Source organism: Sphingobium sp. S6 (assembly GCF_905120495.1).
Classification (GTDB): Bacteria; Pseudomonadota; Alphaproteobacteria; order Sphingomonadales; family Sphingomonadaceae; genus Sphingobium; species Sphingobium agri.
The window spans coordinates 55,283-75,488 of sequence record NZ_CAJHOG010000006.1 but is presented as its reverse complement, the minus strand read 5'-3'; the positions used below and the strand labels follow the sequence as shown (position 1 = coordinate 75,488).

General features: G+C 64.7%; 21 protein-coding genes. 8 read left to right on the top strand and 13 right to left on the bottom strand.

What is annotated here, in order from left to right:
• Window positions 1–174 precede the first annotated feature (174 nt).
• From SPHS8_RS15560 to SPHS8_RS15535, 6 genes are all read right to left on the bottom strand, one after another.
• Window positions 175–912, bottom strand: a complete 738-nt coding sequence (locus SPHS8_RS15560; protein ID WP_201516341.1) for a PP2C family protein-serine/threonine phosphatase — start codon at window positions 910–912, stop codon at window positions 175–177.
• Complete coding sequence (locus tag SPHS8_RS15555; RefSeq protein ID WP_201516340.1) at window positions 909–1,919, bottom strand: type VI secretion system-associated FHA domain protein; 1,011 nt, start codon at window positions 1,917–1,919, stop codon at window positions 909–911. The genes SPHS8_RS15560 and SPHS8_RS15555 overlap by 4 nt, the downstream gene beginning before the upstream one ends.
• Window positions 1,919–3,622 (bottom strand): protein kinase domain-containing protein, encoded by a 1,704-nt coding sequence (locus tag SPHS8_RS15550; RefSeq protein ID WP_201516339.1) that lies wholly within the window; start codon window positions 3,620–3,622, stop codon window positions 1,919–1,921. Before SPHS8_RS15550 ends, SPHS8_RS15555 begins: the two co-directional genes overlap by 1 nt.
• On the bottom strand, window positions 3,619–4,344 hold the full coding sequence (locus SPHS8_RS15545; RefSeq protein ID WP_201516338.1) for a LysM peptidoglycan-binding domain-containing protein: 726 nt from the start codon (window positions 4,342–4,344) through the stop codon (window positions 3,619–3,621). Before SPHS8_RS15545 ends, SPHS8_RS15550 begins: the two co-directional genes overlap by 4 nt.
• Window positions 4,345–5,946, bottom strand: a complete 1,602-nt coding sequence (locus SPHS8_RS15540) for a putative bifunctional diguanylate cyclase/phosphodiesterase (RefSeq protein WP_201516337.1) — start codon at window positions 5,944–5,946, stop codon at window positions 4,345–4,347. It lies immediately after the preceding gene.
• Between the two features lie 112 nt (window positions 5,947–6,058).
• The gene (locus SPHS8_RS15535; protein WP_201516336.1) at window positions 6,059–6,340 is read right to left on the bottom strand and encodes a hypothetical protein; all 282 of its coding nucleotides are present in this window, start codon (window positions 6,338–6,340) and stop codon (window positions 6,059–6,061) included.
• Here SPHS8_RS15535 and SPHS8_RS15530 point away from each other — a divergent pair, their 5' ends adjacent.
• The 3 genes from SPHS8_RS15530 (at window position 6,341) to SPHS8_RS15520 (ending at window position 7,390) form a co-directional block, all read left to right on the top strand.
• Entirely contained in the window at window positions 6,341–6,751 is a 411-nt protein-coding gene (locus SPHS8_RS15530) for a low affinity iron permease family protein (RefSeq protein ID WP_097092994.1), read from the top strand.
• 177 nt (window positions 6,752–6,928) lie between these two features.
• A complete protein-coding gene (locus SPHS8_RS15525; protein ID WP_201516335.1) occupies window positions 6,929–7,111 on the top strand; it encodes a hypothetical protein in 183 nt (60 codons plus the stop codon).
• Window positions 7,112–7,138: 27 nt separating this feature from the next.
• Entirely contained in the window at window positions 7,139–7,390 is a 252-nt protein-coding gene (locus SPHS8_RS15520) for a hypothetical protein (protein WP_201516334.1), read from the top strand.
• Between the two features lie 213 nt (window positions 7,391–7,603).
• Here the strand turns inward: SPHS8_RS15520 and SPHS8_RS15515 are convergent, their stop codons facing one another.
• Both SPHS8_RS15515 and SPHS8_RS15510 read right to left on the bottom strand, forming a co-directional pair.
• A complete protein-coding gene (locus tag SPHS8_RS15515; RefSeq protein ID WP_097092991.1) occupies window positions 7,604–8,374 on the bottom strand; it encodes an SDR family NAD(P)-dependent oxidoreductase in 771 nt (256 codons plus the stop codon).
• A gap of 28 nt (window positions 8,375–8,402) precedes the next feature.
• On the bottom strand, window positions 8,403–9,473 hold the full coding sequence (locus tag SPHS8_RS15510) for a Rieske 2Fe-2S domain-containing protein (RefSeq protein ID WP_201516333.1): 1,071 nt from the start codon (window positions 9,471–9,473) through the stop codon (window positions 8,403–8,405).
• A 123-nt stretch (window positions 9,474–9,596) separates the two neighbouring features.
• Here SPHS8_RS15510 and SPHS8_RS15505 point away from each other — a divergent pair, with 123 nt between their 5' ends.
• Window positions 9,597–10,334 (top strand): helix-turn-helix domain-containing protein, encoded by a 738-nt coding sequence (locus SPHS8_RS15505; protein WP_201516332.1) that lies wholly within the window; start codon window positions 9,597–9,599, stop codon window positions 10,332–10,334.
• 4 nt (window positions 10,335–10,338) lie between these two features.
• Here the strand turns inward: SPHS8_RS15505 and SPHS8_RS15500 are convergent, their stop codons facing one another.
• The 5 genes from SPHS8_RS15500 to SPHS8_RS15480 form a co-directional block, all read right to left on the bottom strand.
• Window positions 10,339–11,277 (bottom strand): AEC family transporter, encoded by a 939-nt coding sequence (locus tag SPHS8_RS15500; RefSeq protein WP_201516331.1) that lies wholly within the window; start codon window positions 11,275–11,277, stop codon window positions 10,339–10,341.
• 119 nt (window positions 11,278–11,396) lie between these two features.
• The gene (locus tag SPHS8_RS15495) at window positions 11,397–12,245 is read right to left on the bottom strand and encodes a sugar phosphate isomerase/epimerase family protein (protein ID WP_201516330.1); all 849 of its coding nucleotides are present in this window, start codon (window positions 12,243–12,245) and stop codon (window positions 11,397–11,399) included.
• An 11-nt stretch (window positions 12,246–12,256) separates the two neighbouring features.
• On the bottom strand, window positions 12,257–13,156 hold the full coding sequence (locus SPHS8_RS15490) for an NAD(P)-dependent oxidoreductase (RefSeq protein WP_201516329.1): 900 nt from the start codon (window positions 13,154–13,156) through the stop codon (window positions 12,257–12,259).
• A 200-nt stretch (window positions 13,157–13,356) separates the two neighbouring features.
• Window positions 13,357–14,562 carry a CaiB/BaiF CoA transferase family protein gene (locus SPHS8_RS15485; RefSeq protein ID WP_201516384.1) on the bottom strand — a complete coding sequence of 402 codons (1,206 nt, stop codon included), beginning with the start codon at window positions 14,560–14,562 and terminating at the stop codon, window positions 13,357–13,359.
• A 35-nt stretch (window positions 14,563–14,597) separates the two neighbouring features.
• Window positions 14,598–15,398: a crotonase/enoyl-CoA hydratase family protein gene (locus SPHS8_RS15480; RefSeq protein WP_097092985.1), complete on the bottom strand. Its 801-nt coding sequence runs from the start codon at window positions 15,396–15,398 to the stop codon at window positions 14,598–14,600.
• A 93-nt stretch (window positions 15,399–15,491) separates the two neighbouring features.
• Here SPHS8_RS15480 and SPHS8_RS15475 point away from each other — a divergent pair, with 93 nt between their 5' ends.
• The 4 genes from SPHS8_RS15475 to SPHS8_RS15460 all read left to right on the top strand — a co-directional run bounded on the left by SPHS8_RS15475 (window position 15,492) and on the right by SPHS8_RS15460 (window position 20,123).
• Window positions 15,492–16,376: a LysR family transcriptional regulator gene (locus tag SPHS8_RS15475; RefSeq protein WP_236575200.1), complete on the top strand. Its 885-nt coding sequence runs from the start codon at window positions 15,492–15,494 to the stop codon at window positions 16,374–16,376.
• Between the two features lie 88 nt (window positions 16,377–16,464).
• Window positions 16,465–17,619, top strand: coding sequence for an acyl-CoA dehydrogenase family protein (locus SPHS8_RS15470; protein WP_201516327.1), 1,155 nt, complete (start codon window positions 16,465–16,467; stop codon window positions 17,617–17,619).
• Window positions 17,620–17,632: 13 nt separating this feature from the next.
• Window positions 17,633–18,556 (top strand): acyl-CoA dehydrogenase family protein, encoded by a 924-nt coding sequence (locus tag SPHS8_RS15465; protein WP_201516326.1) that lies wholly within the window; start codon window positions 17,633–17,635, stop codon window positions 18,554–18,556.
• A gap of 130 nt (window positions 18,557–18,686) precedes the next feature.
• Window positions 18,687–20,123, top strand: a complete 1,437-nt coding sequence (locus SPHS8_RS15460) for an NAD-dependent succinate-semialdehyde dehydrogenase (RefSeq protein WP_201516325.1) — start codon at window positions 18,687–18,689, stop codon at window positions 20,121–20,123.
• Window positions 20,124–20,206: the final 83 nt, after the last annotated feature.

The window sequence follows — 20,206 nt, the reverse complement described above, 5'->3', positions numbered from 1 at the left end:
CGCTTCGTCGCGGGCTGCTCCCTCCAGAGCGTGATCGTCTTACACGAACGCATCGCAGAGGCTCCTTTCCGTCACCCCGGGCTTGACCCGGGGTCCCGCTGTTTCAGCAGCCTCAGGTAAGAAGCGAGACCCCGGATCAGGTCCGGGTGACGATCAATCAAACCTCGTCGTGCCTTATCCCACCATGATCAGCGTCAGATTGTCGCGGCCGCCGGATTCAAGCGCGGCGGCTATGATCACGTTCATGATCTCGCCCCGCTCTTCGCCCATATATCCGGCGATCTGCGCATCATCGAGCTCCGCCGTGATGCCATCGGAACAGAGCAGGAAGCGGTCGTCCTCGGCAAGGTCCACAGTGCAGAAATCGATCTCGACCTGATGATCGACGCCCAGCGCGCGGGTGATCACATTGGCCTGCGGATGATGCGCCGCTTGGTTTGAGCTCAGCACGCCTGCGTCCAGCAACTGCTGCACCACGCTATGATCGTGGCTCAGCCGCTGGAGTTGCTGCGCACGGAAACGATAAACCCGGCTGTCGCCCGCCCAGAAGACATGGGCTTGATCCTGATCGAGCCACAGCCCCGCGACAGTACATCCGCCCCGCTGTCCTCGCTCGGTCAAATGCGCATGGATCGCCCCGTTGGCCGCCTGCAATGTCCGGGCGATGGCAGGGGCGTCGATCGGTGCCGCATCCTCGCACAGGGCCGCGAGCGCGCGCACGGTCATGGTCGCCGCCACATCACCGGCATCATGCCCGCCCATGCCGTCCGCCACTGCCCAGAGCCCATGTTCGGGCGCTTCCAGATAGCGGTCTTCGTTCAGCAACCGGACCTTGCCGACATGCGTACGGGCGGCGGACCGATGGGGCGTGCCATCCGCCGGATCATCGCAAGCGATGCGCAGCGCGCTCATCGGCCTTCCTCTTCCTGCTGGGCGCTGACCTCGCCATAGGCCGTAACGAAGGCGTCGTTGAGCGTCCCTGCCTCGCCCTCCAGCTCCGCTGCCAGCGCCGCGTGGCGCCTGGACGCTTCCTCCCAACAGACCGCCGCCCGGCTCTTGAGCAGCGATCCCTGCCCCTCCGTAGCGGCGGCGATCGCTTGTGGATCGAAGCTGTCGACGGCAGCGGCCAGGCTCTGTTGAAAGCCGTGGAATGTCGCCACCAGATGCTTCTTTATGTCCCGGAACGACGCGTTCAGAGCGTCCGGACCGGACAGGAAGCTCCCTTCGCTCGCCAGCAGCAGGTCGATGGCGAGCCGCTGGGTCGGCGCCCATTTGAATGGGTTATTGTCCGCGCTGGTGATGATCGTCTGAGCCAGCTGATACTGACCCCGCACGCGGTCCCGCTCGGCCAGAAGGTCGCCGACGCCAAGAACCATCTGGCGATAGACCGCGCCTGCGCGCCGCAGGATTTCCGCCGGGTCCTCCGCACCGAACTGCGCCGCGTCGATCCCCGCCCCTTCGCAAAAGGCGTCGAACATCGTGCCGGCGGTGATCGGCGGGACGCTGGGTCCATCCGTCCAGTCGCTCGGCACATCGATACGGTGGCCAAGCGGCGGCATCATGAGCAGCGTGCCATTTTCCGGCGATCCGCCCGCCGACGCCTGTGGCGCATGATCGGCGGCCAGGCGGTAGCGGCCAAGCAGGATGGATTGGGGAAGGTTCAGCGCAATATCCTCGCCGATCGGCAGCCGTTCCTCCGTCGCCGCGTCGAAAACTCCGTTTGCGCCGGTACAATGGAGCAGCAACTGGCCATTTTCGACCCGCATGCTGAGGTGCGACCGGGAAATCTCCCGATCCGGATCGATCATCACCCAATCCGACGCAGGATCGCGTCCCACGGTCAGCACCCCCTCCGCCAGGAAGCGGGCATCGACCGGCGTCAACGCATCAACCTTGTTGAACAGGCGGAATATGTACATCAGGCGGCTCCCTTGCGTGGCGCTGCATCGGCCGACGCCGCAGGATCGATCCGCGTCATCAACATCGCGCGTTCCGCGTCCGCCAGAGCCGTAGCGACATATTCCTGCCGGTCGGCCATGGATGCGACCATGCGGTTCATGGTGTCGAACAGGTCGCCTATCTCATCCTTGCGCCGGTGCGAAATGCGGAAGGAAAGGTTGCCTGCCGTCACGTCCTCCATCGCCCGTTTCAGGCGGCGGAGCGGGCGGCTCCATATGCGCACGCTCGCGGCGGTGCATAGGCCAAGTACCAATGTCACGAAGATCGCGAACCCCGCGAAGAGCAGGCTGGCGGTGCGTTGCGCCCGGTCCAGCTGCCCGCGCTCCATCACCACATCGACCTTGCCGAACGGCACGCCTGCATAGCGAACCGGCTGCACGAAACGCATGCCGCCGTCTGTCAGCGTCACCGCCGATCCTGCGGTTCGGGGGAGGGGCGTTTCGTCCGCCGCTGCTCCCGGCCGGTATCGGGTGCCGAGCAGCCGCGGGTTGCTGGCCGCGCGGATGATGTCATGCTCGTCCGCGATGACGAGCTTGCGCAGGCTCGGATCACTCGCGGCGGCGACTGCAAAGGCTTGCAACGGCGCCCAATCCTGTTCGGTCGCCGGGCGGCCCGCATTCTCCGCCACATGCAGCGCCGCATTGCGGGCGACGAAGGATGCGATGGAAGAACCGGAAGCCAGCGCCAAGTCCTGCATGACCGCTTTTTCCCGCTGCACCACGAAGTTGATCCCGCTGCCGAGCGCCAGCAGCACCGATGCGGCCAGCAGCAACGGCATCCGGTAGCGCTGGACCCATCCTTCCTGCCGCTGGTCCATCTCGCCTGTCGCCGCGTCATATTCGCGGCGCAGGGCGTCTGCGACCTCTCCGGCATCGGCGAAGCGCTGGTCGGGCTTCTTCGCCAGCAATTTGGTGATGAGGAACCGCAGCCCCTTCGGGCAATCGGGCACGTGCCGCGCGATTTCCAGCGGCTGTTCCTGCGCGATCTGGATGGCGAGCGTGGCAAGCCCTGCGCCCGTGAAGGCGACCTTGCCAGTCACCATTTCATACAGGACGACGCCTAGCGAAAACAGGTCGGATCGCGCGTCGACCGGCATTCCCAGCGCCTGCTCCGGGCTCATGTAGCGCGGCGTGCCCAGCACGGCCCCCGCCTGGGTGCGCGCGGCCTGCCTTTGCGCCGACGATGTGTCGCGGCCGTCGATCCGGGCGATGCCGAAGTCTAGCAGCTTGGCGGTTCGGCCATTGCCGCAGATCAGGATATTGGACGGCTTGATGTCGCGATGAACCACGCCCTGGGCATGGGCATAGGCAAGCGCGCTCGCGATCTGCGCGCCAAGCAGGGCGGCCTTGTCCGCCGTCATCCGCCCCTGCGCGGCGAGCATTTCATCAAGCGGGCAGCCGTCGATATATTCCATCGCGATATAGGGCGTGCCATCGGCTTCGCCCACATCGTAGATGGTGACGATATTGGCGTGGCTCAGCATCCCGGCGGCGCGGGATTCGCTCAGGAACCGGCGCGTAATCTCGCTGTCGGCGCGAAATTCCGGCTTCAACAGCTTGATCGCGATGGGCCGGTCGATACTCGGGTCATGCGCGCGATGGACATGCGCCATCGCTCCCTCGCCGATCAGCTCATCGATCCGGTAGCGTCCCACCCAGGTCATCGCCGTGCCTTTACCGTTGCCTGCAGCCGCCGCGCGCGATCCAGGTCACGCTTGATCAGCGCATTGCCGGGGTCCAGGCGCAGCGCCTGGTTCAGCAATCCGACTGCCGTGCCGATCTGCCCCTTGTTGAGCGCGGTGAGCCCTGCCGATCGCAGCTGGGCGGCGCGGCGCGGGTCGGCGGTGCGCGGCGTAGCGGCAGGCGCCGGCGGAGCGGGCGCGGCCTTGGCGGCAGGGGCTGGCGCGGCACGCGGACGGGCGGGCGCCGGGGCAGGCGCTTCCTTCGGCCGTATCCCCGGCACCCTGATCATCTGACCCGGCTTCAGCGAAGCGGGCACCGCCAGATCGTTGTAGCGGCTGAGCAGGTAGAATTTCCTGGCGTCGCCCAGGAACCGCTGCGCAATGCCCTGCATCGTGTCGCCAGCCTCGACGCGGTAGGAGAATGCGGTGCTGCCCAATGCCGCGACCGGATCGGCCGTGATGCTTTCCATCAGCCTGGCGGAGGCCGTGTCCGCAGGATCGCGCTTCAGCATGGCGTCCAGCTTCTTGCGCGCGGCTTTCTCATCGCCATTGTTCAGCAAGGACACGACGTCCTCCACCTCCTGCGCGTTGCTGACCTGCTGCACCATGGGCGCGCGCACGCTCTCGCCGCCCGGCTTCGCGGCGCATCCGGCAAGGCCGGCCGCCACGATGGCAAGCAGCAATTTAGGCGCATTAATCCTCATTCAGGCGGTCCTTGCGTAGCTATTGGGTTCGGCCGGGGAGGGCCGGGCGTGGGTGGTGAACAGGCTTGTGATGGTCTGGCCGCTGCGCGCGAAGGCCAGGAAATCGGCCTCCGGCATGGGCCGCGCGAAGTAGAAGCCCTGGAACAGGTTGCAGCCATGACGGCGCAGCCAAAGCATCTCCTCCGGCCGTTCTACGCCCTCGGCAAGCACGCTGATGCCAAGCCCGCGTGCCAGTGCGATGATCGACTGGCAGATCGCCTGGCAATCGCGGCGGCTGTCGACGTCCGTCACGAACTCGCGGTCGATCTTCAGCTTGTCGAACGCCAGCTTCTTCAAAGAGCTGAGGCTGGAAAAGCCGGTGCCGAAATCGTCGATCGAAATCGCAGCCCCCGACGCGCGAATGCGTTCGAACAGCTGGGCAGCCGTGCGGGAATCCGCCATGGCGATACTCTCTGTCAGCTCCAGTTCCAGCAGGCGGGCGGACAGGCCATGACGGCCCAGCGTGCGCTCCACCAGATTGTCGAAGCCCTCGCGTTCCAGCTGATGGCCCGACACGTTGACGGCGACCTTGACGCCCGGCAGCCCCATCGCGGTCCAGTTCCCCGCCGCGCGGCAGGCAGCGTCCAGCACCCATGTGCCAAGCTCCGCCGCCAGACCCGCAGCTTCGGCCAAGGGGATGAACTCGGCCGGGCCAACCAGCCCCCGAACCGGGTGCCGCCAGCGGATCAGCGCCTCGGCGCCGCAAACCGATTGGGTCCGCGCGTCCAGGAAGGGCTGGAACCATGTTTCGAATTCGCCAGCCGTGATGGCGCGGCGCAGATCCTGTTCCAGCGCGAAATCGCAGCTGACGGCCTTCGATGCCTGATCGACAGGACCAGACGCCATGCCATGGCGGCTCGCCAGAAGGGAAAAAGCGCGGGAAATCAACTTCGCCGCTGGAGCGATGTCCGGATCGCATGCCACATGGCCCAGGCGAATGACCGGCAGCAGCTCCTCGCCATCGATCAGCATCCGGTCCTGCAACGCGTAGGCGATCGCCTGCAACGCCGGGGCCGCCTCGTCTTCGCTGCTGCCCGCGAACCAGAGCGCGAAATGCGCCCGGTCCACATGGGCGGCCATGCGGGACGGTCCGGCCATGCGGCTGATGCGCCTCGCGATTTCCGCAAGAACATGGTCCGCCTTTTCCGGGTCGATGGCGCTCAGCCGGTCGAAGTCGGCAAATTCGATCATGCCCAGCACGCCCGGCCCCTCGGCCATCGCCTGGATCAGCTTTTCGCGGGTGGGAAGGCCCGATACGCCATGACGCTGCACGAAACGCTGCGCCATGGAACGGTTTGCCTCGATGAGCTTCAGCGCTTCTGCATATATGCCGCGGGCAAGCGGATAGCTGCCCTTGATGCCGAACGCCTTGCGCAGGCGCATCAGCCAATATGTCTCCGCGCTCGCATGCAGCAGCGTGATGGCGAGCAGCAGCGGAAGAAGAAGGGCGGCTGCGGCTGGATGGATCAGGATGCCCACGCCGATCGCGATGGATGCGCCGACCAACAGCCATAACCATGGCCGTCCCTTTCCACCCAGCATCCTGTGACCAATGCGCGGCATGCTCACCCTTTCGGGTCGAGGATTTAAGGCAAATTGTGAAACAGATGATTAAGGGAAGGGCGCGAATTCCGGCCGCTTGCCTAACCTGCATTAGTCTTCAAAGGTTAAGGACTTATCTATCGGCGGATGGCTGCTCGTCTTCTTCCACCCGGTAGGACAGCCATCGCAGCCCCATTCCCGCGATAGACGTCGCCATGCCGATGATCAGGCATAGCGACAGCAGCGGGTCTCGGCTGGCGCTGCGCCATGATACAAAGCCCAGCAGAAGGACGCTGATGGTAGATATCGCATATCCGGCGGCTTTTATCGCAGCGCTTTTGATCATTTCGCCTGGTTGAATGTTTCTAATTGTTACTGGTTCCCAACGACCAGAGGCAACAGTGTAGAGAAACATATGGACCGCATCTTCACCGCCTTGGCGACCCGGATCGCCTCCGCCGCCGGACAGCCGCTCAGCTTCGTCCTCGCCTTTGGACTTATCCTGGTCTGGGGCGTGTCGGGGCCGCTGTTCGGCTATTCCGATACCTGGCAACTGGTGATCAACACCGGCACGACCATCGTAACCTTCCTCATGGTCTTCCTGATCCAGAACAGCCAGAACCGCGACGCCGCCGCCATGCAGGCGAAGCTCGATGAAGTGATCCGCGCCCTCGATTCCGCGCGCGAACAATTTATCGGCATAGAGCATCGCAGCGCGGGGGAAGTGGAACAGATCCGCGCTGCGCTGGAAAAGGAAGTCGGCTGCGACGAAGGCAAGGCCGGAACGGCCGACGACAGCGTCGAGCATGTCCTGCGGCGGACCTAAGTCAGGACATTCTCTTCACCCGTTCGGGCTGAGCTTGTCGAAGCCCTCCATTTTTCTAAGAGAAATAGAGCGGTTGGCTTCGCCGCTCCGATCGTCCCCTATCCGAACTGCTTGATAAGTGAAGAAGTGGCGCTGTCGCTATTGGCATCCGCAACGATGGCATAAGCAGCGCGCGCGATGACTTCTGCCTGGCTGAGAGCAGCGGGCATGGCGCTGGCGGCGACCTGCTCGACGGCGGCACTGCCGGACCTGTCCGCCGCTGCGCTGCGCGAAAAGAAGCCCGCATCCGACAGCAGGCTATCCAGCGATCGTGAAGATACAGGCGCCTGGCCGATCTCGGTACGCGCAGGTGGCGAATAGACTAAAGCTGGCTCAACCGATGCCGTTATGATCGGTGCAGGCGATGACGGCGCTACGCTGCTGCTGGCCGGCTCGCTCGGCGCCGGAGTTGCAGACGGCTCCGTAGCGGTTGTCGAGCCTGAACTGCTCGTCATGCCGGTGGAATTCTTGCTGTTCCAGTTGGCAATGGCGTTGCTGTTTGAATTGATGCTGACCACGCAAAAATCTCCGATGTCCCATCCTGCGGCTATCGGATCATCTCTTCCAGACCATGAAGGGGCATCGTCAGCGGGGCGTTAAGCATGATGGCGCCCGTTCCGCTTGGCCTCATATCGTCACCACCCCCCCTGGAACCGTTCGCCCTGAGCTTGTCTGCCCGAAAAACGGCGAAGCCAACGGCTCTACTTCGCATTCTCTGGTAGATTGAAGGTGCAGCCCGAACGGGCCGCGATCCAGACCTAAGCGTAGCCGGATCGGAGGAGAGACCGGAAAGCCTCTCCCCCTCCAATCGCGTCAGACCCCAAAACCGCCCGACACCGATATCACCTGACCCGTCACATAACGGGCCCGTTCGGACGCGAAGAATACCGCTGCCTGGCCAATATCCTCCGACTGGCCCCAACGCTTCAGGCACAGCAGCTTCTTGGTTTCGGCTACCCAATAATCATCGAACACGCCCTGCGCGGTGAGTTCATGGAACATCCCCGCGTCGATGACGCCCACCAGCACCGAATTGGCGCGGATCTCATGCTTGCCTTCTTCCTTGGCGATGCCCTTGATCAGCGCTTCGTTGGCTGCCTTGGGCGCGACCGACAGGCCGTCGAGCTTCGGCCACCAGTCATGTCCCGCCGATCCCAGATGGACGAACGATCCGCCGCCCTTTTCGCGCATGTGCGGGATGAAGGAACGGGCCGCGTTGTAGAAGCCGAACACCTCGACCTCCATCGCCTGGCGAAACTGTTCGTCGCTCCATTCGGCGATTGCGACCTGCGGCACCAGCGGACCCGCGCCCCAGACGACGCTATGCACGCGGCCATGCGCGGCAGTCGCCGAAGCGACGACCGCGTCCACCGAAGCGCGATCCCGCACATCGACCTGATGCAGGCTGGCCTTGACGCCCAGCGCCTCGATGGCCTGCGCCGTCGCCTCTGCCACGTCCTTCTTGCTGCGATAGCAGATGGCGACGTCCGTGCCGGACTTGGCGAACTCGACCGCCACGCCCTTGCCGATCCCGCCGCTGCCGCCAAAGATGATCGCTGCGCCTTCCGGGAAATCCCTGTTCATTCCTGTTCTATCCTCTTCTGTTTGAATGTCATTCGGCCGCTGCGGCCGTGGGCGCCTGGTCCAGCCCCTTGGTGGCATGGTCGCCATTGGCGCGGCCCTGATGGTCCGCCGCCTGCGCGCGCGGATTGTAGAATTGCCGATACCATGCGCGATTGCGGTGGAACGGCCCATCGGTCGGCAGGCGCAATATCTGTAACGCAGGCGCCTTCGTCCGCCAAATCTCGAAATCCTGCGAGAATGCGGAAAGGCCCAGCTGCTGATATTGGCGATGCAGTTCGACATCCTCTGCGGATGGCGGCACCTGCCGTCCCCGCGTGATGATGCCATGCCACACATGGGTCACGCCATCCTCGACCGGCGTATGCAGCACGATCTGCACCGCGTCCGTCTCGCCCGAAAAGCGCGCGATCAGGATGCCGGGCCCGGTATAATAGGCATCGACGTCCAGTACGCCGCCCTCGCTGGTCATCGTCTCATGACCGCCGCCGGACAGTTGCCGTCCGGTGACGCCCTCGAAGCGCGAGTTGAAATAGGCCAGCCGCTGCCCATGCACCGGGCCGAAATGCCGCGCATCGACCAGATTGTCGATAATCTCCTGCGGATGGACCGGGATCTGCCCCAGATCGTCATAGATGCACCGTACCCAGGCGGCATCCTCCCATTCCGGCAAGTCCGGCACGGGATAGTCGGGCTCCATCTGCTCGGGATCATGCCAGGCGAACAGGCATCCGAACCGCTCCTCCACCGGAAAGGCGCGCACTCGCGCCGCCGGGGGCAGCGGTCCGTCGAAATAGGGCACATTGTTGCAGATGCCGTCCGGCCCAAAGCGCCATGCATGATAGGGGCAGCGGATCGAGTCCCCTTCGATACGCCGCGCGCCCGCGCCTGAACTTTGCTCGGCGGCCAGATGCGCGCCCATATGCGGGCAGTAGGCATCCAGCAGCGCCGCCCGGCCACTCTCTCCGCGATACAGCACCAGGTCGCGCCCGAACATCCGCAGCGCCTTGGGCGCTGATACCGCATCTTCCGCCCGCGCGATCATGAACCAGCCACGGGGAAAAGTGAATTCGCCGAGGCCATAGTCGGCCGTGGTCGCCATCCGTCCATCCTCTCTCTTGTTCTGCACGCATAGTGAAATAAGGACGCCCCCGGATCAATTCGCACTTGCGATATCCGATCATATTGTAATCTTCGACGATCATTAAATGATCGGGACCGATATATGCCTCAAAAGGAAAGCCCCGGCGTCGCCGCCATATTGGCGCAGCTCCGCCACGAACTGCGTGTGCAGGGCATAAGGGTAGCGGACCTCGCTGCCCGCTTGGAAATCGCGGAGCCGACCCTGTGGCGCTGGCTGCGGGGTAGGGGGCTGACGCTCGACAATCTCGACCGTCTCTGCCTCGCCATCGGCATCGACGTGCGCGACCTGCTCGCCCGGTCGGCGGATGGCGGCGCGGACCGCTTCACGCTGGCGCAGGAACGGGTACTGGCCGCCGACCGCAGCCTGGCGCTGCTCTTCTTCCTGGTGCTGAACGGCGCGCAGCGGGCGGAGTGCCAGGCAACGCTCGGCATCGATGAAGCGGCCCTGGACGAAGCAATCGAGCGGCTCCGGCGGCTGGGCCTCGTCGACAGCCTGCCCGGCGGCCGCCTGCGCCCGCTCACCAGCCGCGCCGTCCGCTGGCGACCCGACGGCCCGCTCGACCAGGCCTTCAACCGGGTGGTGAAGCATTTCTTCCTCGGCCCCTCGCTGCTGGAAGGGGACGCGCGCTATGTCTCCGACATGCTCTGGCTCGGCCCCAACGGCCGCGATCGGGTGCAGGCCCTGTTCGAGCGGCTGCGCGACGACGTCTATCTGATCGCCCGGCAGGAGCGCGAAGCGGCGGCGGACACAGGCGATTGGTGCGCCCTCTTCCTGCTCGTCCGCCCGCTGCAAATGGCGCGCGTCACCGAAGACTTGTAAAGGCTCAAGCCCCCAGCCACCACAATATTCCAATCAGCGTGATCGACGCCATCGTCGTCGTCAGCATGACCGCCCAAGCGCTCAATTCCATCGCCCATCGCCCAGCCTTGCCCGCCAGCACGAAGCTCGACGCGCCGCACGGCATCGCCGCCATCAGGATCGCGACCTTAGCCCAAAGCGGCGGGATCGGCGGCAGCATCCACAGCAGCCCGGCCGTGATCAGTGGCTGGGCCAGCAGCTTCAGCGCAACCACGCGGCCGATCGGTCCGGGCGTCGCGCTTTGCCGGGGCAGCGCGATGAAAATGCCGATCGCCGTCAGCGCACAGGGCGCTGTCGCCTGCGCCAGCGTCTGCATCAATATGTCGGCTGGCCCGGTCAGCGGCAGGCGCAGGACCGACCAGACGCACCCCAGCACCGCCATAAAGATCAACGGATTGCGCACCGTCGACCGCGCCGCCAGCTTCAATCCGGTGCCCACCCCATGGCCATGGCTCGCGGTTACTTCGCTCATGACCAGCCCGACGGTGAACACGATCGCCGAATAGATCAGCATCGTCACGGACACCGGCGCCACCGCTTCCGGCCCCCAGGCCAGCGTCGCCACCGGCAGGCCGATGAAGCCCGTATTGCTGAAACAGGCGCACAAAGCCGCGATATTCGCGTTCGCCCCCGACCGCCCGAACCGCCGGGCAATGGCAAAGGCCAGCGCATAGGTGATCAGCGCGCCCAGCGTGACCGCGATGAACATGCCCGGCACCGCCAGGTTGCGCGGATCCATATGCGCGATCGAACGAAAGGTGAGAATAGGCAGGGTGATGGCGATGACGAAGCGGTTCAGCACCTCGAACGCGCGGTCGCCCAATATGTCATAGCGCCCGCACACATAGCCGATCAGGATCAGCCCGAAGACCGGGACCAGAGCGCCCAAGATCGTCACAGCCATGAAAAGCGCCACCTCATGCTCGACGGCTTCGTCCCGTCGCCATCCGCCTCCTATGACAGGGCGGATGCAACGGAAATGCCTTTCTGTGCAATCGTGGATGCGCGCAGAACAATCAGCGGCTAGAACTGCGCCGCGCTGCTCTCGAAACTGCGCAGGGCGGCTTGGCGCAGCGGTAGCTGGCGGAAATCGTCCGACAGGATTTCCACGCCATAGGGCCCATAATAGCCTGCCCGGCTCATCGCGCGGATGAAGCCCGGCACGTCGAACTCGCCCTCGCCGCACAGCTTGCGATGGCGCATCGTGTCTTCGGTGATCTCGCCCTGCATCGCAGTCATCGCGTCGCACAGTTCAGCCGCGATGACGAAGCGTGGCGGAAGCTGCGCTACCTCTTCCATCGTGCCGCCCGACCGCATCACATGCCAGATATCGACCAGCAGCCCGCCATTGCGCGCATCCGCCGCGGCGACCATCTCCAGCGCGGAGCCGAGGTTTGGCAGCATTGAAAAGGGCAGCATCTCCAGCCCGATCAGCAGCCCATGTTCCGCCGCCTGCGCACAGAGCGCGGCGAACTCGCCCGCCAGATCATCCCCCGCCGGATCGCCCGGCAGGAAGGGCGGCATGACCTTGATATGACGCGCGCCCAAAGCATCGGCGGCGCGGAACAGCTCCGCCCGTGCCGCATCCGACCGGCTCCGCCGCTCCCCTGTCGCGAACCAGTCGGCCAGAAACTCCAGCTCGACGATCCGCTGCCCCGCATCGTCCAGCAGGCGCCTCAGCGAGCCATAATCCCGCCCACTCTCTTCCCAGGCGATAAGGTCGCCCAGCCAGAACCCTGTTCCCGCATAGCCCGCGCGCGCCGCCGCCTCGATCCGCTGATCCAGCGGAAAACGGCCCAGATTGTCCGGCCGGTCGGGCCGGACATCGCCTGCCGTCGTCCAGCAGGTGGCGATCAGTTGCGGCGCGCCCATGGCTTGCCGGGTCAATCCATGCGTGGGGTTTCAACGCCTGCATTGCGGCAGGCATAGTCGAGCAGTGCCGAATAGTCCTTGCTCGCATAATCCGTCGCCCGAGCGCCGCCGAACGCCGCATGCGCCGCCGCGCCCATGGGCAGGCCGACGCGGTTTTCCGCCGCCGCGTTCATCGCCAGCGTCAGGTCCTTGAAGGCCAGGTCGATGGTGAAGCCGGGCTCCATGTCACCCTTCAGCACCTTGTTCGCCATCAGCACATGCAATGATCCGTTGCGGGCAGTGGTGCCGCCGGTCACGTCATGGATCGTCTGGATGTCGAGGCCGAGCTTGGTGCCGAGCGCGATGCATTCCGCATCGATCTGTGCGGTCGACAGCAGCATCAGGTTGTTGATGATCTTCATGCGGGTGCCCATGCCGGGCTTGCCGCAGCGGAAGATATCCGTGCCCATCGCGTTCAGCGCTGGTTCGACGCGTGCGAAGTCCGCATCTTCCGCGCCGACCATGAACAGCGACTCCCCGCGTTCGGCGTGGAAGGACAGGCGGCCGATCGGCGAATCGATGAAGGCGATACCCTTGTCACGGCAGGCCGCGATGACGCGATCGGTGCCCTTGGTGTCGATCGTGGACAGATCGACCAGCAGCGTGCCTGCATCGATATGCGCCAGCACGCCATCTTCGCCCAGCACCACCGCCTCGACATGCTGGGTCGCGGGCAGAACGGTGAAGACGATATCCTGCCCCCGCACCGCTTCGGCAATGCTCGCGGCCTTGGCGGCGCCGAGCGCGGCAACCTTGTCCATCTTGTCCGCATCGATGTCGAACACCGTGACGGCAAAGCCCTTGCGCTGAAGGTTCGATGACATGGGCAGGCCCATGGCGCCCAGTCCGATGAAGCCGATCTTGGTGGTCATTCTATCTTCCTCTCAACATTTGGCCCTTGGCTTGGCCATGATGAATCTAGATTTTATTCACGCGGAGACGCAGAGACGCTGAGGGATGATAAAGGCGCCGCAGGCGCTCTCAATCTTCGGCATCAGGGGGGAAGCCTGCCTGATATAAGCTTCGCTTCCTCGATTTCCCCTCCGCGTCTCCGCGCCTCCGCGTGAAAAACTTAATGCAGCTTTTCGGCGATAACCCCCGCTTCCACAAGCGCCGCGATCTGCCCTTCGGACAATCCCAGCACATCGCTCAGCACATCGCGCGTGTCCTCGCCCGAACGGGGCGGGGCGCGGCGGTAATCGGCGGGCGTCTTTGAAAACTGGCCCGGATAGCCCAGCACCTTGACCGGCGTGCCGTCCGACCGAACCATGTCCTTGATGACGCCACGCGCGGCGATATGCTCGTCCGCCAATATGTCGGGGATTTCGTTGACGCGCCCGCCGGGCAGCTTGGCGGCTTCCATCGCGGCGATCAGGTCGTCCGATTTCCACTTGGCGATGGCCGGTCCCATCTCATCCTGCAATGCCTTGCGATTGGGCGACCGGTTGCCATTGTCGACGAAGCGGGGATCATCAGGCAGGTCCGGGCGGCCGATCAGTTCGCAGAAGCTGCGGAACTGCCGGTCATTGCCCAGCGCAACCAATATGTCCCCGTCGGAGCAGGAGAAATCCTGATAAGGCACGGTATTGGGATGCTCATTGCCCAGCCGCCGGGGGATCATCCCCCCGTTCATATAGTTGGACGCCTGATTGGCGAGCAGCGCCACCTGCGTGTCGAGCAGCGCCATGTCGATATGCTGCCCTTCGCCCGTACGGTCGCGATGGGCGAGCGCGGCGAGGATCGAGATCGCTGAATAAAGGCCGGTCACAAGGTCGCTGATCGGGATGCCGACCTTCATCGGCCCGCCGCCTGCCTCGTCATCGGGACGGCCGGTGATCGACATCAGGCCGCTCATCCCCTGGATCAGGAAGTCGTAACCGCCGCGATCCTTATATGGTCCGTCCTGACCAAATCCGGTGATCGAACAATAGATGAGCTTCGGGTTGATGGCCGACAGCGACGCATAATCCAGCCCATATTTGGTGAGCCCGCCGACGCGGAAATTCTCGACGACGATGTCGGCGCCCAGCGCGATCTGCCGGATCAGGTCCGCGCCGCGCGGATCGGCCAGGTTGATGGCGACCGACTGCTTGTTGCGGTTCGCGCACAGATAATAGGCCGCGTCCTTCGATCCATCGTCCAGGAATGGAGGGCCCCAGCGCCTTGTATCGTCACCCTGGCCAGGTTGTTCGATCTTGATCACGTCCGCGCCCAGATCGCCCAATATCTGCGTGGTCCAGGGCCCCGCCAGCACGCGCGAAAGGTCCAGGACCTTCATCCCCGCCAAGGGGCCAGTGGCTGTCTTTTGCTCGGTCACTTGTTCTTGAACTCCGGCGCGCGCTTGCCAAGGAAGGCGGCGATCGCTTCATGATGGTCTTCGGTATAGTGGGCGAGCGACTGATAGCCCGCCGCCATTTCCAGCAGCGTCGGCAGCTTCATGTCCGCGCCTTCGCGCATCAGCCGCTTTGCCATGCGCGTCGCATGACCCGGATTGGCGGCGATCTTGCCCGCCAGTTCCAGCGCGCGATCCATCAACTTGTCGGCGGGCAGGACTTCGGCGACCAGCCCATATTCCAGCGCCGTTGCCGCATTGATCGCGTCGCCGGTCAGCGTCATCAGGTTGGCGCGCTGCGGCCCGATCAGGCGCGGCAACAGCCAGCCGCCGCCGCCGCCCGGAATGATGCCCAGCTTCACATAGCTTTCCGCCACCACGGCGCTGTCGGCCATCAGGCGAATGTCGCACATGCACGCCATGTCGAGGCCCAGGCCGATTGCGGGCCCGTTGATCGCCGCGATGATAGGCACTTCCAGCTCATGGATCGCCGGTCCGATCATCTGCACGCTGGTGCGATAGGCGTTGCGGATTTCATAAGGAGTGCCGCCGAACATGCCGGATCGCTCGGCCATATATTTGACATTGCCGCCCGCGCTGAACGCCTTGCCATTGCCGGTAAGGACGATCGCGCGCACTGACGTGTCGCGCACCATGCTGCGGCAGAAATCGACGATCTCCTCGCTCTGCTCGACCTCGGTGATCGTGTTGCGCTCATCGGGGCGGTTGAAGCGGGCGACGACCACGGGGCCGTCGCGCTCGACGAGAAGGAACGGATCCAAGCGGGACTCTCCCAATCCAGATATGAAAAGTTCGCGGCGACGCTAGGCGCTCGCTTACTCTCAAGCTAATATTGATTTTCGACTGTTCGATATATGAAAGCTATCATGGAACTGCGCCAGCTCCGCTATTTCGTCATGCTTGCCGAAACCGGCAATTTTCACCGCGCGGCGGAGCGGCTCAACATGTCGCAGCCGCCGCTGACCGTCGCCATCCGCAAGCTGGAGGAGGAATTGGGCGCGGCCCTGTTCGTGCGCAGCGCGCGTGGCGTTTCCTTGACGGCGGCGGGCCGCGCCTCGCTCGACATGGCGCGCGCGACGCTGGCGCAGGCGGATCGTTTCCGGGAGGCGGCACGTGAAGGCGCGGCCGGGGAGCGGGGGCGGTTGCGCGTCGGCTTCGTCGGGTCGGCGACCTTCGAACTGCTCCCCCGCCTCATCGCCGAATATCGCCGCCGCTATCCCGCCGTCGAACTGGTTCTGGAGGAAGCGACCAGCGCCGAAATCGCGCGAAAGCTCGCCGCCGCCGAGCTGGACGTCGGCCTTGTGCGCTTGCCGCTGCTTCAGATCGCGGCTGTCGACACGCAGGTCATCGACCCCGACGAACTGCACGCCGCCTTGCCGGAGGGCAGTCCCTTTGCCGGTGCGGACAGCGTGGCGCTAGGCGATCTGGCGCAGCAGCCCTTCATCCTGCAAAGCCGCATCAGCGTGCTGCATTCGATCACGCTCACCGCCTGTCAAAAGGCCGGTTTCATGCCGATCGTCGCCCAGGAAGCCGCGCAATTGAGCGCCGTCCTCGCCCTCGTCCGCTCCGGCCTTGGCGTCGCGCTGGTCCCGTCGCGCGCCGCGGGTTCGGTCCCGCAAGGCGTCCGCCTCGTCCGCCTGGCGACAAAGGTGCCTGTCCTCACCGGCGTTGCTCTCCCCCGCGATGCAGCTAGCCCGCTTGCCAAAAATTTCGCCGCGATTGCGTCCGATAGTCATTGAATATCGAATAACCCCAATTCGATATTGGACTATCATTTCACAAAACGCGATTTAATCGCCAATTCCTTCACGGTTTCAAGAGGCCGGCTTGTTCGAAACACTGACCCTTTCCGCCCTCCCGCCCGAGGATGAGGCAATCCGCCCAGCCCTCCGCGCGCTCATTCAGGAAGCGATCGCCGAACTGCCGGTTCACCGCCGCGCCCGATCCTGGCAGGGTTTCGACGCCGCCTTCAGCCGCAAGCTGGGGCAGGCGGGTTATCTCGGTCTTTCGCTGCCCAAGGAATATGGCGGCGTCGGCCGCGGTCCCTTCACCCGCTTCGTCGTCGTCGAGGAACTGCTCTCCGCAGGCGCCCCGGTCGCCGGGCACTGGATCGCCGACCGCCAGAGCGGCCCGCTGATCCTGCACTATGGCACGGAGGAGCAGCGCCGCTTCTACCTCCCCCGCATCTCGAAGGGTGAAGCGCTTTTCTGCATCGGGATGAGCGAACCGGGCTCGGGCTCCGACCTCGCCAGCGTCCGCAGCCGCGCCGAGCAGCAGGCGGACGGCGGCTGGCTGCTCAATGGCCAGAAAATCTGGACCACGAACGCGATGCACAGCGATTACATGATCGCTCTGGTCCGCACATCGGGCACCAGCGCTGACCGGCAGCAGGGCCTGTCGCAGCTGATCGTCGATCTGAAGGCGCCGGGCGTCAGCATCCGTCCGATCGTCGATCTCACCGGCGACGCCCATTTCGCCGAAGTCTTCTTCGAGGACGTTCGCCTCGCTCCCGACGCGCTGATCGGCGCGGAAGGGCAGGGGTGGAAGCAGGTCACCGCCGAACTCGCCTTCGAACGCAGCGGGCCAGAGCGCATCTATTCATCGGTCGTGCTGATCGACGCCTGGGTCCGTCATCTCGAAGCGGTCGGTCGCAAGGACAGCGCTACGCTGCGCCTCGTCGGCTCGCTGATGGCGCAGCAGGCGGTTCTCCGTGAAATGTCGCTGGCCGTGACTGCGCGGCTGGTCGCGGGCGAAAGCCCGGTGGTCGAAGCGTCGCTGATGAAGGATCTCGGCACCAGCTTCGAACAGGCCGTACCGCAGCTGATCGGCGATGATCTGGCGGCCAACCCCGACGAGCCGGTCGATCCCGAACTCTACCGCACTTTGCTTTACGTCACCCATATCGCGCCCAGTTTCTCGCTGCGCGGTGGCACGCGCGAAATTCTGCGCGGCATCATCGCCCGCGGCCTTGGCCTGCGCTGAAGGGAGCCACTTCATGGACATGCCCGAACTGATTGATCCCTTCGCCCGCCTGATCGAGGATGTCTGCACTCCTGCCGCGATCCGTGAGATCGAGCAGGGCGGCGACAGCAGCGCGATGTGGAATGCCTTTGTCGAATCCGGCTTTCTCGACGCGCTCGTCGCCGAAGAGTTTGGCGGGGCAGGGCTCTCCTTGGAAGACGCCGCGCCCTTGATCGCCCTGCTTGGCCGTCATGCCGTGCCGTTGCCGGTCGGCGATACCATGATCGCCCGCGCGCTGCTCGCCACCGCTGGCGTTGAAGCGCCCGAAGGTCCGATCGCGATCGCTACCGGTGCGGGGGCAGTCCCCTTTGCCGCCGTCGCCTCGCACATCCTTTCCGGCACAGCAGACGCGCCGGTGCTCACCGCGGCAAAGATCGAAGCGACTGGCGTCCCCCATGACGTCGACGCTCATGTGGCCGGGCTCAACGGCGCGGCATTGCGTCCCATCGCGGCGGTGCTGCGGGCGCAGCTCATATCCGGCGCCGCTGGCCGGGTCATGGAAATGACCGTCGCCTATGCCAATGAGCGGGTGCAGTTTGGCAAGCCAATCGGCAAGCAGCAGGCGGTGCAGCAGCAACTGTCCGTTCTGGCCGAACAGGCCGTCGCCGCCCGCATCGCCGCCGCGATCGGCGCGCGCTCGGGACTTCAGCCGAAGCTTGCCGACGCCGCGATCGCCAAGCATGGCGCCAGCCTGGCAGCGGGGCAGGTTGCCGCAATTGCGCATGCCGTTCATGGCGCAATCGGCATCAGCGAGGAATATGACTTGCAACTGCTCACCCGCCGCCTGCATGGCTGGCGTCTGGCTGACGGGTCGGAAAGCTATTGGGCGGGCCTGTTGGGTGAATTGCGGCTGGCTGCCGCCGCATCGCCGACCGCTGATTTCATTCGGGGCGCCTGAACCGCGCCGTTCACTGGCGGCCGGGCCTTTCCCCTGCTGATCAGGAAGGGTAAGAAGCCGCCAACCCATGCGCCGCTGATCGTCAAGGCATGAGCTTTGCGGCGCATCCAAGAGCTGGAGGACCCTGCCCATGACCAATTCAACGCCCCGCCCCATCATCGATGGTCAGGAACGCAGCCAGGGGTCCCTCGGCACGATACAATTGGTCAACCCGGCCACCGAAGAACTGATCGCGACACTGCCATCCTGCGGCGCTGAGGAAGCGGCAGAGGCGGCGCGGCTGTCGGTGGACGGCTTTGCCCAATGGTCGGCCATCTCCCCCTTCGAACGCAGCAAGGTCCTGCGCCGCGCCGCTGACCTGATGCGCGGCGAGGCCGATGAGGCCGCTGCTGAAATGACACGTGAAGGCGGCAAGCCGCTGGCGCAGGCGCGCGGCGAATGGCTGGCCTCCGCAGACCTGCTTGATTGGTATGCGGAAGAAGGCCGCCGCGCCTATGGACGTCTGATCCCGACCCGCGCCAGCGACATGCGCTGGGCGGTGGAGCGCCGTCCTGTGGGGCCTGTTGCTGCCTTCACGCCCTGGAACTTCCCGGCCTGGACGGTGATGCAGAAGGTCGCGCCAGCGCTGGCAGCGGGATGTTCCGTCGTGCTCAAATGCGCCGAGGAAACGCCGGGCTCAGGCTGGCGGATCGGCCGGGCTTTGCTGGCAGCGGGCCTTCCGCCACGCGCCATCAGCGTGATCTGGGGTGATGCCGCCGCGATCTCGTCCACGCTCTGTGCGGCTCCGGAAATTCACAAGGTGACGCTTACTGGATCGACCCGCGTCGGCCGCCTGCTGGCGAGCGCGGCCGGACAGCATCTCAAGAAGGTGACGATGGAACTGGGCGGGCACAATCCCGTCATCGTCGCGCGGGACGCGGACCTTTCGACGGTCGTCCCCCTCGCTACCGAATTCAAGTTCCGTAACGCCGGGCAAGTGTGCGTGTCGCCGACCCGCTTCCTGGTGGAAAAGCCGCTCTACGCCGATTTCGTCGCAGGCGTGACCGAAGCCGCTGGCAAGCTGCGCGTCGGCGATGGCCTGGAAGCGGACACGCAGATGGGCCCGCTCACGACCGCAGGCCAGCTCTCGAAGATCGAGGCACTGGCGGCAGACGCGGTGCAGCGCGGTGCCAGAATTGAAACGGGTGGGTCGCGCATCGGTAATCGCGGCTATTTCTTCCAGCCCACCGTCCTGTCGGGCATGACTCCTGAAATGGACGCCATGAATGAGGAGCCCTTCGGTCCTCTCATGCTGGTGATGCCGGTTGACGATATCGAGGCCGCGCTGACCGAAGCGAACCGCCTTCCTTATGGCTTGGCCTCTTACGCCTTCACCAACAGCATGAGCACTGAGCGCAAAATCGCCCAAAACATCCATGCTGGCATGCTGGGCCTCAATCACTTTGCGATGGCCATGCCGGAAACGCCCTTCGGCGGCGTTGGCGACAGCGGCATGGGTTCCGAAGGCGGCAGCGAAGGGATGGAAGCCTATCTCCGGCCCTTCCTGGTCTCCGCAAAAATCGGCTGATCCCACACTCCCTCGACGATGAAGATGCTGCCCTGCGCTGATGAAGCGCGGGGCATTTTTGTTCGTGCCCAACTGCCGAAATC